11 protein-coding genes and 1 pseudogene are annotated in these 14,251 nt (G+C 73.8%); 5 read left to right on the top strand and 7 right to left on the bottom strand.

The window, feature by feature from the left end; genetic code table 11:
- Nucleotides 1-46 precede the first annotated feature (46 nt).
- Nucleotides 47-1,573 (top strand): hypothetical protein, encoded by a 1,527-nt coding sequence (locus HLK59_RS31485; protein ID WP_171144964.1) that lies wholly within the window; start codon nucleotides 47-49, stop codon nucleotides 1,571-1,573.
- Nucleotides 1,570-4,734: a hypothetical protein gene (locus HLK59_RS31480; protein ID WP_171144963.1), complete on the top strand. Its 3,165-nt coding sequence runs from the start codon at nucleotides 1,570-1,572 to the stop codon at nucleotides 4,732-4,734. The genes HLK59_RS31485 and HLK59_RS31480 overlap by 4 nt, the downstream gene beginning before the upstream one ends.
- Nucleotides 4,735-4,767: 33 nt before the next feature.
- On the opposite strand, the gene HLK59_RS31475 is transcribed toward HLK59_RS31480, so the two are convergent.
- The 7 genes from HLK59_RS31475 to HLK59_RS31445 all read right to left on the bottom strand — a co-directional run bounded on the left by HLK59_RS31475 (nucleotide 4,768) and on the right by HLK59_RS31445 (nucleotide 11,155).
- Complete coding sequence (locus HLK59_RS31475) at nucleotides 4,768-4,989, bottom strand: radical SAM-modified peptide, FtsH ternary system-associated (RefSeq protein ID WP_171144962.1); 222 nt, start codon at nucleotides 4,987-4,989, stop codon at nucleotides 4,768-4,770.
- A gap of 4 nt (nucleotides 4,990-4,993) precedes the next feature.
- Nucleotides 4,994-6,007: an AmmeMemoRadiSam system radical SAM enzyme gene (amrS, locus tag HLK59_RS31470; RefSeq protein WP_171144961.1), complete on the bottom strand. Its 1,014-nt coding sequence runs from the start codon at nucleotides 6,005-6,007 to the stop codon at nucleotides 4,994-4,996.
- A 56-nt stretch (nucleotides 6,008-6,063) separates the two neighbouring features.
- Nucleotides 6,064-7,320 (bottom strand): hypothetical protein, encoded by a 1,257-nt coding sequence (locus HLK59_RS31465; RefSeq protein WP_171144960.1) that lies wholly within the window; start codon nucleotides 7,318-7,320, stop codon nucleotides 6,064-6,066.
- A gap of 41 nt (nucleotides 7,321-7,361) precedes the next feature.
- The gene (locus HLK59_RS31460; RefSeq protein ID WP_171144959.1) at nucleotides 7,362-8,204 is read right to left on the bottom strand and encodes a hypothetical protein; all 843 of its coding nucleotides are present in this window, start codon (nucleotides 8,202-8,204) and stop codon (nucleotides 7,362-7,364) included.
- Nucleotides 8,205-8,335: 131 nt separating this feature from the next.
- Nucleotides 8,336-9,085: an FAD:protein FMN transferase gene (locus HLK59_RS31455; protein WP_171144958.1), complete on the bottom strand. Its 750-nt coding sequence runs from the start codon at nucleotides 9,083-9,085 to the stop codon at nucleotides 8,336-8,338.
- A gap of 2 nt (nucleotides 9,086-9,087) precedes the next feature.
- Nucleotides 9,088-9,804, bottom strand: coding sequence for an FMN-binding protein (locus HLK59_RS31450; RefSeq protein WP_171144957.1), 717 nt, complete (start codon nucleotides 9,802-9,804; stop codon nucleotides 9,088-9,090).
- 10 nt (nucleotides 9,805-9,814) lie between these two features.
- Nucleotides 9,815-11,155, bottom strand: a complete 1,341-nt coding sequence (locus HLK59_RS31445) for a ferredoxin reductase family protein (protein WP_171144956.1) — start codon at nucleotides 11,153-11,155, stop codon at nucleotides 9,815-9,817.
- A 150-nt stretch (nucleotides 11,156-11,305) separates the two neighbouring features.
- On the opposite strand from HLK59_RS31445, the gene HLK59_RS31440 reads away from it, so the two are divergent.
- The 3 genes and pseudogenes from HLK59_RS31440 to HLK59_RS31430 all read left to right on the top strand — a co-directional run.
- A complete protein-coding gene (locus HLK59_RS31440; protein WP_171144955.1) occupies nucleotides 11,306-11,995 on the top strand; it encodes a response regulator transcription factor in 690 nt (229 codons plus the stop codon).
- Nucleotides 11,992-13,449, top strand: a complete 1,458-nt coding sequence (locus HLK59_RS31435; RefSeq protein ID WP_171144954.1) for a HAMP domain-containing sensor histidine kinase — start codon at nucleotides 11,992-11,994, stop codon at nucleotides 13,447-13,449. Before HLK59_RS31440 ends, HLK59_RS31435 begins: the two co-directional genes overlap by 4 nt.
- A gap of 196 nt (nucleotides 13,450-13,645) precedes the next feature.
- Nucleotides 13,646-14,251 (top strand): annotated as a pseudogene (locus HLK59_RS31430) (hypothetical protein); the annotation flags it as partial.

Genomic DNA, 14,251 nt, shown 5'->3' with positions numbered 1-14,251 from the left:
CGCGCCCAGCGAGCCTCCGAAGCCCTCGCGCTTCGCGGCGGTGCCGGTGCCGAGCCAGGCCGGCCCGCCGCCGGCCGAGCCACCGCTCACGGAGTACGAACCGGAGCCGCCCGCCTGGTCGGCCGCCGCCCGGTTCCCGTCCCCCAGGGCCGCCCTGGGCCATGTCGCGGCGACCGCCGCCCTCGGGCCGCCGGGACTACGCAGATCACCGCACGACAACTCCGTGTGGGCGCTGCTCGGCCCGGGGCAGCGGCCGGGCATGCCCCTGGTGGCGGGCTACGGCGGCACGGTCTATCTCGCCGACACCGACGGTGTGCTGTGGCCCGAGGACCGATCGGCGCCCGGGGCGCGGCCCGCGGGCCCGATCACCGCCGTCATCGGCTGGGACGGCGTTCCGCTCGCCGAACTGGCCGGGCACAGCCCGGTCGGCGCCCCGCCGCACGGCCTGCGGGAGATCGCCGTGCTGGCCCCGGGGGCGCTGGCCCGCTGGCTGCTGCGGCGCGCGCTGGCCACCGGGGTGGACACCACGTTCACGCCGGTGGAGCGCGTCGGCCCGGACGGCCGGACCGACACGGGCTGGCTGCTGCTGCGGCTGCGGGCCACGGACGGTGCCGTGCCCGCCGGTCTGGTGGAGGCCTGCGGGCGGCTGCCGGGGACGGTCGCCTGCCGGCCGGCCGACCCGGACTGCCGGGTGCTGATCGATCTGCGGCTCCGACTGCCGCTGGAGGACACCCTGTTGCTCGACGAGCAGGCGGACGGCCTCCATGTGGTGGTGGAGTGCGCGACGGCCGGCCCGCCCTGGCGGTGGCAGCCGCTGGGCAAGCCGGCGGCGGGGGCGCTGCTGGACGCCGGTCCGGTCCTGAGCACGGCCGAGCCGCAGCGCACCGCGGTGCCCGTGCCCGCCCTGGGCCCCCCGCTGCCGGTCCGGCTGGTCCCGAGCCCCAGGGCGCCGAGCCGGGTCGACGCCGTGCTGATCTCGGACGCCGAACTCGACGGTCTGCGCCGGTTCCTGCGCTCCCGCCCGCTGCACGAGACCGCTGTCGTGGCCTTCGGTCCGGGGCGCCATCTGGTGACCGAGCCGCCAGGACTCCTTGAATCCCTGCCCTTTGGGATCTGCGTCTACCAGGCCGGTCCTGGCGCCCTGTACCTGGAGAGCGGCTGTGTGCTCAGTCCGCCGCTGCCGGACCCGGCCCGCGAGGAGGTCCTCGGTCTGGGCGGCGACGTCATCAAGGTGCTGTGCCGGGACGGCGCCTGGGAGCTGCGCTTCGACGAGGTACGGCCGGCCTGGCAGCTGTGGGTGCCCCGGGCGCCCGTCTTCGCGACCGGCGTCTCCCAGTCCGCCCGTGAGCTGCTGGGGCGGCTGGCCCGGCTGGCACCGGCACCGGAGCCGGCCGCGCCCGCGGCCGTCCGCACCCCGGAGACGGAGCGCCGGCGGCTGAACCAGGCGGCCATGGAGCACTCGCTGCGCGGCGAGTACCGCGAGGCCGCCGAACTCCTCGAACAGGCGGGGCACTTCCAGCGGGCCGCGCAACTGTACGAGCGCGCCGCCGCCCAGCTCGACGAGGCGCGGTGACCGCGCCGGCGCCGGGGGTCCGGCACGCCCAGCGCATCCTCACCGTGCCCGCCGAGGACACGCACTGTCTGTGCCTGTCGCCCGACGGCACCGGCCTGGTGATCGTCCACGGCGGCGAGGTGGTGCGCTACGACGACGAGGCGCGCCCGGTGTGGCGGCTGCCCTGGCCGGGCCCGGCGACGGGCGACCCGGTGCCCGAGGGAACCGACGCCGCCGTGTGGAGCCCGGACGGCGACCGGCTGGTGCTGCTCGGCGCGGGCCGGCTGGTCCTGCTCGACGCGGACACCGGGCAGCTGCTGGACCTCCCCGCCCGACTGCACGCCGAGGGCGAGGTCACCGCCGTGGGCCTCTCACCCGACGCCCGGCTGCTGGCCGCCGGACTGCACTCCGGCGACGTGCTGCTGGTGGACCGCGCCGGTGACTCCGTGACGCGGCTGCGCGGCCTGGACCCGGTGGCGGAGGTGTGCTGGATCCCGGGCTCGCCGGACACCCTGTGCGTGGCCACCTCGACCTCCGCACAGCTGTGGGAGCCCCAGGGACGCACCATGACCGGAACGCTCGGCGGCCCCTTCGACGGACTGCGCCGGGTGGCCCGGTCACCGGAGGGGCGCGCCGTCGCCGTCGAGGACTACGCGGGCATCAGACTGCTCGACCCCGGCTCCGGCCGGGAACTCGGGCGGGAGTTCTTCCCGCACCGGATGAACGCGCTGTCGTTCAGCCACGACGGATCCCTGCTGATCGCCGGTTCCGCCCTGGACGGGCTGCGGATCCTGGGCGCCCAGCTGGACACGCTCGGGCAGCTGCCGGGGCAGGTCACCGGTCCCGGTGAGCTCAGCCTGTCCGCGAGCGGCCTCTTCGCGGCCCGGCTGGACCCGCGCACGGTCGCCGTGTGGGAGCCACCGGGTGCGGTGCCCCGCCCGCGCCGGCACCGGGACCCCGCCGCGCTGCGCCGCTGGGCCAACGCGATGGGTGTCACCGTCGGCAAGGTGCACACCCGTTCGGCGGACCACGCACAGGCGGTGCTGCGTCCGACGCGGCTCCCCGAGGCGGGCACGGGCTGTGTGGCGCCCGCCTTCGCGTGGTCCCTCGACGGGGCCCGCCACTGGTGCGAGTCGGGACCCGGCCGGCTCCTCGAATACGTCGCCGACGTGCCGGAACACGGCCATGAGCAGGCGGTGCCGAGCTTCGCGCACGGCTGGTACGACGCGGCCTGTCTGGCAGGGCGCCGGCCGGTGCTGGTGCTGGCGTCGCACCACGAGACGGGCGTCAACCGGCTGGTGGACCCACGCACCGGCGAGGTGCTGGCCGAACGGCCCGCGGGTCAGGCGGTGGCCGCCGATCCGGTACGTCCGCTGCGCTGGGCCGCCCCCGAGCCCGGGGCCGATCCGGCACGGCTGCTCGTCCACGACCTGGACCAGGAGACCGGCGGCCCGCAGCGGCTGCCCGCCGAGGCGGGAGTACGCCGCCCCGCCTGGTCGCCGGACGGGACGCTGATCGCGGCCGGTACCCGCGGCCGGGTGATCGTGTGGGCACCGGGCCCGACCGGGCGGCTCCAGCGGACCAGGGTCCTGGACTGGCCGGACCCGAACACCATGGTCTGCCGGGTGGCCTGGTCCCCCGACGGGCGCCGGCTCGCCGCGACGGCCGGCAGCGAGGGCGGTCCGGTGGTGGTGTGGGACACCGGCAGCTGGATCCGGCTGCGGGCCTTCGGACAGGCCGGCGGCCGGGACTGGGCGCCTGCGCTGTCCTGGTGCGCGGACTCGCGGCTGCTGGCTTTCCCCTCCGCGGACCAGGACTCGGTGGCCGAGGTGTGGGACGCCGAGGAGCCACGCCGGGTCCGGGTGATCCTTCCGCCGGACGGGGTGGGTGGCCATCTGTGGACCTTGCGCTGGTCCCCGGTCGGTGACCAGTTGGCGGCCACCTACAACTCCGGGGCCGCCGTGCTCTGGGACCTGTACACCGGGCGCTCGCACCCGGAGCCGGGGGCGCTGCCGAGCGGCCAGGAGGAGCTGATCCGGATCGGCGCGGCCGCCGCGGGCGACGCGTTCGGAACGCCGCTGGATCTGCTGGCCGATCTCCTGGCCCTGTTGCGGGGTTCCACTCCGCCCCGGCTGCGCACGCTGACCGATCACCGCGGTCTGCACGCGCTGCGTGAACTGGGCTGGCCCGCACCGGCGTTGGCCGGTCTTGTGCTGCTGCTGGTGGCGGACCTCACCCCCGACCCGGCGTATCTGGCACCGCCCGGGGTCACTTCCGACGATCTGGCGCAGGCGCTGGGCCGGGTCCTGGCGGGGTCCTCGGTACCGCACCGCCGGTCCGCGCCCCCGCTCACCGAACTCACGGCGGCCCTGGGGACGGTCGACGAACAGCTGCTGACGCTGCTGCGCATCCTCGGCCCCGAGGCGGTGGCCGCCGACCCCACACTGCCGGCCCGGATGCGCCGACTTCGGCTGTCGCTCACGCCTCCGGGGCCGGCCCAGCGGGCGCTGCTGGGTCTCAGACTCCTGGACGGCGACGCCGGTCTCGCCACCGGAGGGCTGGGCGGCACCGGGCGTACGGGGCTGGCCAGGCACGGCCCGGCCACCCGACTGCTCCCCACTCAACTCGCGTTGCCGACCGAACTGTTGCGGGCCCGGCACGCCCGCGACGAGCTGCTGTACCGCACCAGCAGCGGCCGGCTGCCGCGCGATCCGCACGGTGTCGTCCTGCTGCTGGACGACACTCCCGCCACGCACGGCAAGGTGGGGTCGGTGCTGCGGCTCGCCGCGCATCTGCTGACCACCGCCTCACTGCGCCTGCAACGCCCTTGCGCGCTGGTGCCGTTGAGCGAGCCGTGGCGCTCCCGACTGCTGGTGGGCCCGGAGGACCTGGTGCAGGTGTGGGCCGCGGGTTCGCTGGAGGCCGGGGACGTGCGGACCGCGTTCCGGGAGGCGGAGGTGGTGGCGGGCCGGCTGACGGCCGACATGTCGGGGCCACCGCGGGTGATCCTGCTCTCCCACCCGTATCTCCAGCCGGTCCCGCTGCCCGAGCTGCGCGAGCTGCGGGTGCACTATCCGCGCATCCCGTGGCGGGAGCCGGCCCGGCACCGCCATGTGCTGCCGCCCGACCCCTCGCCCGAGGAACTGCGGGAGTCGCTCACGGCGTTGCTGCTGGAGGAGTAGGCACCGCGGGGTGCCCCGAGGAGCGTCCGGCGGTCACCCGCAGAGCATCTGCTCGATCGCGTCGGGGCCCAGCGCCTCCAGCAGTCCCTCCAGCAGGTCGGGACGGAAGGCGTCGCCGATCACCTGGACCCCCTGGCCGTCGGTCCTGATGCTGATGCGCACCAGGCGGCCCTCGGGATGGTCCTCGTACTCCTCGGGCTGGATGAGGTCGGGGATGTGCTCGACCATGCGGTACTCGGGGGAGTCGTCGGCCATGGGGTCACCATCTTCCTTCCGGCGCGGTACCGCAGTCGGGGCACCTTCCGTGGTCGAGCAGGATGTCGCCGAGGGCCCAGACGTCCCGTGCGACGACGGTGGTTCGGCAGGTGTGGCATCGGGTGTCGCGGCCCGCCGCTCCGAGGGCGCGTTCCACGTAGACGTATCGCAGCCCTTCCTCGTGCCCGGTCCGCACCCCGGCCTCCAGGGCGGCCACCGAGGTGGGGGCGTGGCCGGTGCGGCGGTGGGCCGGGGTGGCCCGCACCAGATGCCAGGGGATGGCGGGATCCAGCGCGGCGAGCGCGCGGGCGATCGGGCGCAACGTCTCCTCCCCGGCCGTGAGCGAGGGGATCAGGGGCGTCGACACCTCGACCCAGACACCGCGTTCGCGCAGCCCGGTGAGCGCGTCCAGGACGGGGCCGGGGCGGGCCCCGGTGAGCTCCCTGTGGTCGTGTTCGTCCAGCGTCTTGAGGTCGACGTTGACGGCGGCGACATGCGGGGCGGCCAGTTCGACGGCCTCGGGGGTGAGGAAGCCGTTGCTCTTCCAGACGACGTCCACGCCGTGCGCGCGGCCCGACTCCGCGAGTGCGACGGTGAGTTCGAGCGCCAGAGAGGGTTCGGTGTACGAGATCGCCACGCACCCGGAGCGGGCCGCGGCCTCCCGGACCACCTCGTCGGGGTCGACCGGCTCGGCGTCCCAGCCGACGGAGTCCTCCCGGCCGTACTGGGACATGCGGTGGTTGATGCAGTAGTCGCAGGCGAAGGTGCAGCCGGGCGCCGCGAGGGTGAGGCAGGGGGTGCCCGGGCGGAAGTGGTAGAGCGGCTTGCGCTCGACGGTGTCCCAGTGCCGCACGGACGAGGCGAAGGTCGCGGTCTCCATCCGGTCGCCCGCCCGGCGGCGGACCCCACACAGACCGGTCTCCCCGTCCTTGAGCGAGCAGCGGAAGGGGCACAGCACACACTGCACACGTCCGTGCCGCTGCCGGTGCAGGACGGCCGGCGTCCACTGCAACCCCATCGCGGTCCCCCGTCCGGTCGATGCGCCCTCGTCAGGGTAGCCTCGGTGCGCCGAACTCATGGGCGGATGTCCCCATTTGGCTCCCCAGCGGCATCGAGCGCCCGCAACAGCAGCGGACCCGCCTCGGCATGGGCACGCAGCCGGTTCTCCTCGGCCTCCGGTTCCCGGCGCCGCGCAGCCGTGCGGGAGCCCGCGGTCCGCAGCCGCAGGACCTCCGCCTCGGCCCGCTGCGCCACTTCCCGCCGCTCGTACCCGGCCGGGTCGCGCTGGAAGGCGAGGGCGGCCGCCGCGAGCACGGTGGCCGCGCGAGCGCACCCCGACGGCCCGCGGCGCAGCAGCCGTTCCGCCGCGGCGTGCACGTCCGCGGCGTCGGGCGGGAGCAACAGGTCGGTGAGACGGCGGCCGCCGAGTCCGTCGTAGCCGGTGTCGAGGAGGGCGGAGACGACCGCGCCGATCTCGGGGTCGTCCGGTGGGTTCGGTCCGCCGTCGCACCGGGGATGTCCGGCCGCCACGGCGGCGGCGCGGGCCAGCCGCACTCGGGTCGCGGGCGGTGGATGCGGTCCGTCGGAGAGGTCCTCGGCCCCGATGGGGCTGTCCTCGGCCTCCAGCAGTTCCGCCAGGACATCCGCGTACGGCGTACCGCAGACGACGGCCGCACAGACGTCGGCGAACACCTCGCCCGTCCAGCGTTCCCAGTGGGGGAGCCGGTCCGGGGGCAGCCCCGCCGCGCGGATCCGCGGACGGAGTTCGTCGCCGAGTCCGCAGTCGTCCTCGATGTGGTGTCCCGTCTCGTGGGCCACGGTCAGCAGTGCGGGCAGCTGTACGTCGTAGTGCCAGGGGACGTCGATGACGGGGAACGGCAGCCGGGCGGCGGCGGCGCGGCCCTCGCGGGTGTGGACGCCGCCGCGGGGCAGCAGGTCGTGGTAGGCGCTGCCGCGGCGGTGGGCGCGCGGCGAGGCCGTCCTGCTGAAGCCGACCAGCGGCGGCTCCTTGGGGCGGCTTCCGGGCAGGTCGAGGACGGGCCGGTAGCACTCCCAGGCCAGTTCGTCGGCGACCTCCAGGGTGCGCCGGTAGCCGCGGACGCGGCGGGGCAGGAACCGGCCGCGGAAGAAGTCCCAGACGTGGTGGAGGTCCAGGATCCGGGCCGGCACCTCGTGTCCCCGGCCGTCCGCCAGCCGCTGCCGGGCGTCGGCGATTCCCGCGTCGAGCAGGGCGAGGACGGCGTCGATCTGGGTGCGGTGCTTCTCCAGCGGGCCACCGCCGCGGCTGACCGCCTCCCACTGCCGCAACTCGTCGACCAGCCCGTCGACCATGTGGCGCCGGAAGGCCGCACGGCGGTCGGGGAGCGGAGCGGTCAGGGCGTCTCCCCCGCCGGTTCGCCCCCGGATGCCGACGGATCGCCCTCGGGCCGGCTCGGGAACTCCAGTACCGCCGACGGATCGTCGAACGCCTGCTCCAGCAGCACCTCGGGCACGGGTTCGCCGTCCAGTCCACGGCCGGGCTGGACGGGCCCGAACTCCTCGCGCACTCCGCCGAGCCATTGACGCCGCAGCCGCACGACGCGGTACAGCGGGGTGACGGCGTCCCCGATCCACTGGAACCCCAGATGTCTGCTGCCCGCCACCTCGGCGCCACCGGCCAGGTCGAGCAGTTGCACCGGCCCGGCACCCACGGAGGCGGCCAGCCTGAGCTCGACGGCCGCGTCCGCCCCGGACGTGACCAGGACGGCGGCGGCGTCGGCACGCACGGCCTGGGTCACCGCGAGCAGGTCCTGGTCCCATCTCCCCTGCCAGTAGCGGCCGATGAGGTGGACCGCGAGCTGCCGGGTGTCCGGTACGGAGGTCTCCGTCAGGCCCCGGTAGGCGACGAAGGCGCCGGTCTGCCGGCCGAACCGCAGCAGGGCACCGGCGTCCGCCTCCGCGAGTGCGGCGAACAGCGGATCGGTGGTGCCGGCGGCCTTGAAGCGGAGGTCGATCCCGCCCCCGGCGTCGTAGACGAACTCACCGCGCGCCTCGGGAGCGGTCACGTCGTGGTCGATCCGCCGTTCGGCGAGCGTCCCGGCGGGGCGCACGCTGCCCCGGGAGTTCTGGAGCACGTCTCCGACGGCGACGCGCTGGAGCAGCGGCCACGCCAGCCACCAGTCCTCGCCCCATGCCGCCTTCATGGCGTCCCGGTACACGGCGAAAGGCTGGACCACCGCGCTCAGCTCCTTCCCCCGCCTGGTGCGACGACCTGGGCGCAGGCTAGCAGCGCCCGGCTGTCACCGACGCCCGAACTGCACTGTTTCACCCGGGTGTTGACACACCGTCGGGCGACTCGCGGATCCGGTCACGCCGCCGACGGCGCGGGCGCCGACGCCGAGGCCGTGGGGAAGCCCGGCGTGCGCAGCACCCGTCGGTCCGCGTCGACCGCGAAGACCTCGCAACCGTCGAGCGAGGCCGCCCAGTCGACGCCCTCGGCGCCCATCGCGAAGGCGGCCGTGGCGACCGAGTCGGCCTCGGTCAGGGAGTCGGCCACCACGGTGAGGCTGAGCAGTCCCGTCGCCGGGCGGCCGGTGCGGCCGTCGATGATGTGGTCGCCGCGTTCGTAGCGGGCGGAGGTGGCGACCGCGCCGTCCGTGAGGTCCAGGACCGTGCACAGCTTGTCGGCGTGTTCGGGGTGGCGTACGCCCACCCGCCAGGGCCCGCCGGCGGCGACCACGTCACCGCCGGCGTTGAGGACGAAGCGCCGGGCGCCCGCCGCCGTCAGGAGCTCGGCGGCGCGCTGCACCGACCATCCCTTGACGACCGCGCAGGGGTCGAGGCCCCGGCCCGGCAGCCGTACGTCGAAGGCGCCGGCCGTCGCGACCCGGTAGTGCTCGCACAGGTCGAGCACGGTCCGCAGATCCTCGCTCACCGCGCCCTCGTCCAGCTCGCCCCGGCCCAGCCGCGACACCTCGCTGTCGGGCTTGAACGGGCTGAACCGGGTGTCGACCTCGCGCAGCCACGCGAAGACGGCGTCCGCGGTCTCCTCGCCGACGTGCGCGTCGTCGACCCGCAGGGAGACCGGGAACCCCATGACGTGCTCGACCCTGTGCATGGTCAGCCCTTCGCGTCGATCGCGGCCTGGAGGGACTCCTTGTAGCCGTCGCTGGTGATCGTCGCGCCGGACACGGTGTCGATGTCCGCGCTCTGCGCCTCAAGCGTCTGCGCGATCAGCTTCGGCACCGCCGCAGTCGTCTGCGGATGGTTCGGCTGCTGGAGCATCTTCACCGCGGAGATCGTCTCGCCCTCGAAGGTCACCTGGACCTGGACGGTGCCCTTCTCGGTGTTCACGGCGGACCCGTCGACGGTCTGGGCCGCCGAGGCGGTGGAGGCCGAGGCGGACGGGGACGGCGAGGCGGCGGCCGCCTTCGCGTTGTCGTCGATGGCGGCCTGGAGGGACTCCTTGTAGGCCTCGCTGGTGATCGTCGCACCGGACACCGTGTCGATGTCCGCGCTCTGCGCCTCCAGCGTCTCCGCGATCAGCTTCGGCACCGCGGCCGTCGTCTGCGGATGGTTCGGCTGCTGGAGCATCTTGACGGCGGTGATCTTCTCGCCGTCGAAGGTCACCTGGACCTGGACCGGGCCCTTCTCGGTGTTCAGTGTCGAACCCTTGACGACGGTGCCCGAGGAGGACGACGACCCCGAGGTGGAGGAGGCCGACGGCGTCGAGGCGGCCTCCGTGGTGGTCGTGGTGCCGCCGATGGACGGCTCGTAGCGCCAGATGGGGACCAGGCCCGCGATGCTGAGGACGACTACAGGTATGGCTCGCTTCACGATCTCTTCCTCATCCAGCCAGGCTGAAGCGCTCGAAGTGGGTCTGCGCCTTGGGCACGTCCAGCTCCCGCAGGGTGGCCAGCACGGCGTTCATCATCGGGGGCGGTCCGCACAGGAAGACGTCGCGGTCGGCGATGTCGGGGACCAGCCGGCGCAGCTCGGCCGGGGCCAGCTTGTCGGGCACCGGCGGGCCGGTGACCAGGTGCAGCTCGGCGCCCTTGGCGTGGGCGAGCTCGCGCAGCTCCTCGTAGAGGACGGCGTCCCGGTCGGTGGCGACGCGGTAGATGACGACCGCGTGGCCGTGCAGCTCCTCCAGGAGCGCCCGGATCGGGGTGACGCCGACGCCGCCGGCGATGAGGACGGCCTCGGGGCGGGTGCGGTGCAGCGCGGTGAAGGCGCCGTAGGGGCCCTCGGCGAAGACGCGGGTGCCGGGCTTCAGGTGGCGCAGGGCGGCCGTGCCGTCACCGGCGACCTTCGCGGTGAGCCGCAGGGTGCGGCCGTCGGGGGCCGCCGACAGGGAGAAGGGGTTCGCCTGCCACCAGCGGTCCTTGGTCAGGAAGCGCCACAGGAAGAACTGGCCGGCCCGGGCGGGCAGCTTGTCCAGGTCACGGCCGGTGACGTAGATCGAGACGACGTTGTCGGACTCGGGGACGACGGCCTCGATACGGAACCGGTGGCGCAGGTTGCGCCACAGCGGCAGCACCATCCGGCCCAGGACCACCGAGCCGAGGGCGACGGTCCACAGTCCGTACCAGTAGGTCTTCGCGGCGTTCGACGAGGTGAACGTCGTACCGACCGCGACCTGGTGGGTGAAGGCCAGCAGCACCGCGATGTAGGTGTACAGGTGGATGAAGTGCCAGGTCTCGTAGGCCAGCCGGCGGCGGGCGTAGCGGGCCGAGACACCGCCCACGACGAGGATGATCGCGAAGGCGGTGAGCGCGCGGAGCACGCCCTCGGTGGTCTCGGCGAGGTCGACGACCGTGCCGATCGGGCCCATGTCGGTGCCCTCGGCGTAGCCGAAGGCGATGAAGACGAGGTGCGCGAGCAGCGTCCACAGGATGCCGAAGCCGGTCCAGCGGTGCCAGGAGGTCAGCCGGTCCATGCCGATCCGGCGGTCGAGCCACGGCAGCCGGGCCACCAGGAGCAGCTGGAAGGCCATGAACAGGGCGCCGTAGAGACCGGCGAGCCGGCCGATCACGATCAGTGCGTTGGAGGCGAATCCGGCCTGGGAGAAGAAGAAGGCGACCACGGCCACGTTCGCGGCGATCACGGCGTACAGGCCCGTGCGGGCCACCACTTTGGGCCGTATCGCCGTGGGGGGCGCGGTGGGCGGTTTGACGGTCGTCGTCACGGACGGAGCTCCTTGATCGGGGCCTGGGTAGTCGAGCTTCGCCTGAGCGACCTGTCGATTCACTGTCGTATAACTTTCAAGTGGTTATCGATGTGGCCGCGGGGAAGTATCGGCTCTGGAGTCCGGGCCCGCGTGACGCACTATGAACGGGTGGAAAAAGTACGCCTCCTCGTCGTGGACGACGACCCGCCCATCGCCGACCTCGTGGCGACCGTCGCCCGGTACGAGGGCTGGGACGCGGTGACGGCGAACTCCGGGGAAGAGGCGCTGAGCCGTGCCGCGTCGTTCCATCCGGACATCGTGGTGCTCGACCTCATGCTGCCCGACATCGACGGTTTCGGCGTCCTGGAGCGGCTGCGCAGCTCCGGCACGATGGTGCCCGTGGTGTTCCTCACGGCCCGGGACGCGGTCGCCGACCGGGTGGCGGGGCTGACCCGGGGCGGTGACGACTACCTGGTGAAGCCGTTCGCGGTGGAGGAGCTCATGGCCCGGCTGCGGACCGTGCTGCGGCGCGCGGCGGGGCCCGGCTTCCAGCGGTCGGTGCTGCGGGTGGGCGATCTGACGATGGACGAGGACACCCGTGAGGTGCGCCGCGGCGACAAGCTGCTCACGCTCACCCCGACCGAGTACGAGGTGCTGCGCTACCTGATGCGCAAGTCACCGACCGTGCTCACCAAGGCACAGATCCTCGACCATGTGTGGGAGTACGGCTTCGGGGGCCGTTCCAACGTCGTCGAGCTGGTCGTCAGCCGGCTGCGCCGCAAGCTGGACGACACGGGCGATCCGCTGATCCACACGGTCCGGGGCTTCGGCTATGTGATCCGGCAGGCGGCCGAGTGATCCGGCGGCTCGGTCAGGCGTATCGCAGGCTCCGGCTCGGCACCCGGCTGGCACTGGGCCTCGGCGCGCTGGCGCTGCTGGTGTTCGGCGTCGTGGGCACCGCGCTGACCACGTACATGCGGGACTATCTGTCGGCCCAGCTCAACGAGCAGCTCCAGCTCGCCCAGGTCGCCCAGTCCAAGAGCATCGTGGACAACGGCTCGCTGGCGGGCAAGAAGTACTACCGCTGGTACTACGCCGTGTACGACGTGAAGGACGGCACCGCCGAGCTCCGGGCCCCCGAGGACGCCTCCGACCTGCCGAAGGACGTCGACGACTTCACGTCCGTGGCGCAGGCGCAGACCGTCACCGGCACCGAGGTGCTGCGCACCTCCCACCTCAAGGGCGCGGGCGACTACCGGCTGCGGGCCTGTGAGGTCGAGCCCGGTGTGGTCCTGGTCAGCGCGGCGCCCATGGACGAGATCGACGAGACCGTGGGGCAGCTGATCACGATCCAGGTCGTCACGTTCGGGCTCGCGCTGCTGGCGCTGGTGCTGTTCGGGCGCAAGGTGCTGCGCAACGGTCTGAAGCCGCTGAGTGACATGGCGCACACCGCGCACGGCATCTCCTCGCACAACCTCACCGACCCGGAGGCCCGGCTGCCGCTGCGCGCGGACCGCAAGGGCGGCGGCCCGGAGGTCGAGGAGTTGCGCACCGCGTTCAACACGATGCTGGAGCACATCGACGACTCGCTGGCGGTGCGCGCGGAGGCCGAGCAGCGGCTGCGCCGCTTCGTCGCGGACGCCTCGCACGAGCTCCGTACGCCTTTGATGTCGGTACGGGGCTATGCGGACCTCTTCCAGTACGCCGCGGCGAACGCGCCCGAGGAGCGGGAACGGCACCTGGCGAGGCTGCGCGCGGAGGCGGCCCGGATGGGTGTCCTGCTGGACGACCTGCTGCTGCTCGCCCGGCTGGACGCCGCCGAGGTGGACACCCCGCTGCGGCCCAAGGACACGGACCTGGTGGAACTTGTCCACGAGGCCGCCGACGCCTTCCGTGCCGCGCACCCGGACCGCCCGCTGGCGCCGACGGAGGGCCCTGAGGTGTTGGTGCTGCGTCTGGACCCGCACCGGATCCGCCAGGTCCTGGACAACCTCCTCACCAACGCGGCCGTCCACACCCCGGCCGGCACGCCGGTGTCGGTGGCGGTCACGGTCGACTCCGGCCGCGCCCTGGTCCATGTGACGGACGCGGGCCCCGGTATTCCGCCCGCCGACCAGGAGAAGGTCTTCGACCGCTTCTACCGCGTCGACAAGGCCCGCAGCCGCGACCGCGGCGGCAGCGGCCTGGGCCTGGCGGTGGCCCGCTCCCTGGTCCGGGCCCACGGCGGCACGGTGGAGGTGAGCAGCGCGCCGGGGCGGACGGTGTTCATGGTGTCGCTGCCGCTGGGACGGGGTGGCGCGGCGGACGGCTGACCGGCGTCGGACCCGGCCGGGCCGGGCAAGTCTCGTTTGCGGACGCCAAGTTGGCAGACACGGCTGTCCATGAACGGCTGGACAGATCTTCCGGGCTCCCCGAGGATGTCAGACGCCGGGCTGTGGAGTCCGTGCCCTGGGAGGCAACCCCCGTGGTCACCTGCGCGGAGAGGCGATGCGGTCGGATCCCCAACGTTTGCTTGCCACGGCAGTTCGTCGCATCGCTCGCGCCGAGGACCGTGCGGAGGTCGTCCACGAACTCTGCGCGGTGAGCGTGGAGCACTTCGCGGACGCGGTTCTCGTCTACCTCGCGCCCGGGCCCGGCCCTGCGCACGGGCCGGATCCGGTCCCCGGTCAACTCCATCTGGCCGCAAGCCGGTTCCTGGACTCCTCCGCACCGGAGAAGCTCCCGGAAGTCGCCTCGGTGGCGCGGTCCGGTGTGCTGGCCGAAGTCCTGCTCGCGGGTGAGACGTTGGGCCGGACCTCCCCCGCGACCGAGCCGGCGCTGCGCGAGCTGCTGGGCCCGACTCCCCGTCTGCCCAAGGGGAATCGTGTCCTTCTCGCCCCCGTGTCCGACGCGCGGGGCGTGATCGGCGCGGCCGTGTTCCTCCGCCGCCGCGCCCGCGAAACCTTCGACGCCGACGACATACTGACGGCCGACCAGCTCACGGCACAGGCCGCCCTCGGCCTGACCACCCCTGAGCCCACCTCACCCTCCACGACCGCCGTCCCCGTCACGGCCGGCTCACCCCCTATGGCTGCCGCCCCTTCCACGGCCGCCTCACCCCTCACGGCTGCCGCC

Source organism: Streptomyces sp. S3(2020) (assembly GCF_013044505.1).
Classification (GTDB): Bacteria; Actinomycetota; Actinomycetes; order Streptomycetales; family Streptomycetaceae; genus Streptomyces.
The sequence above is the reverse complement of the archived record's forward strand: the minus strand, read 5'-3'. Positions and strand labels throughout refer to the sequence as shown.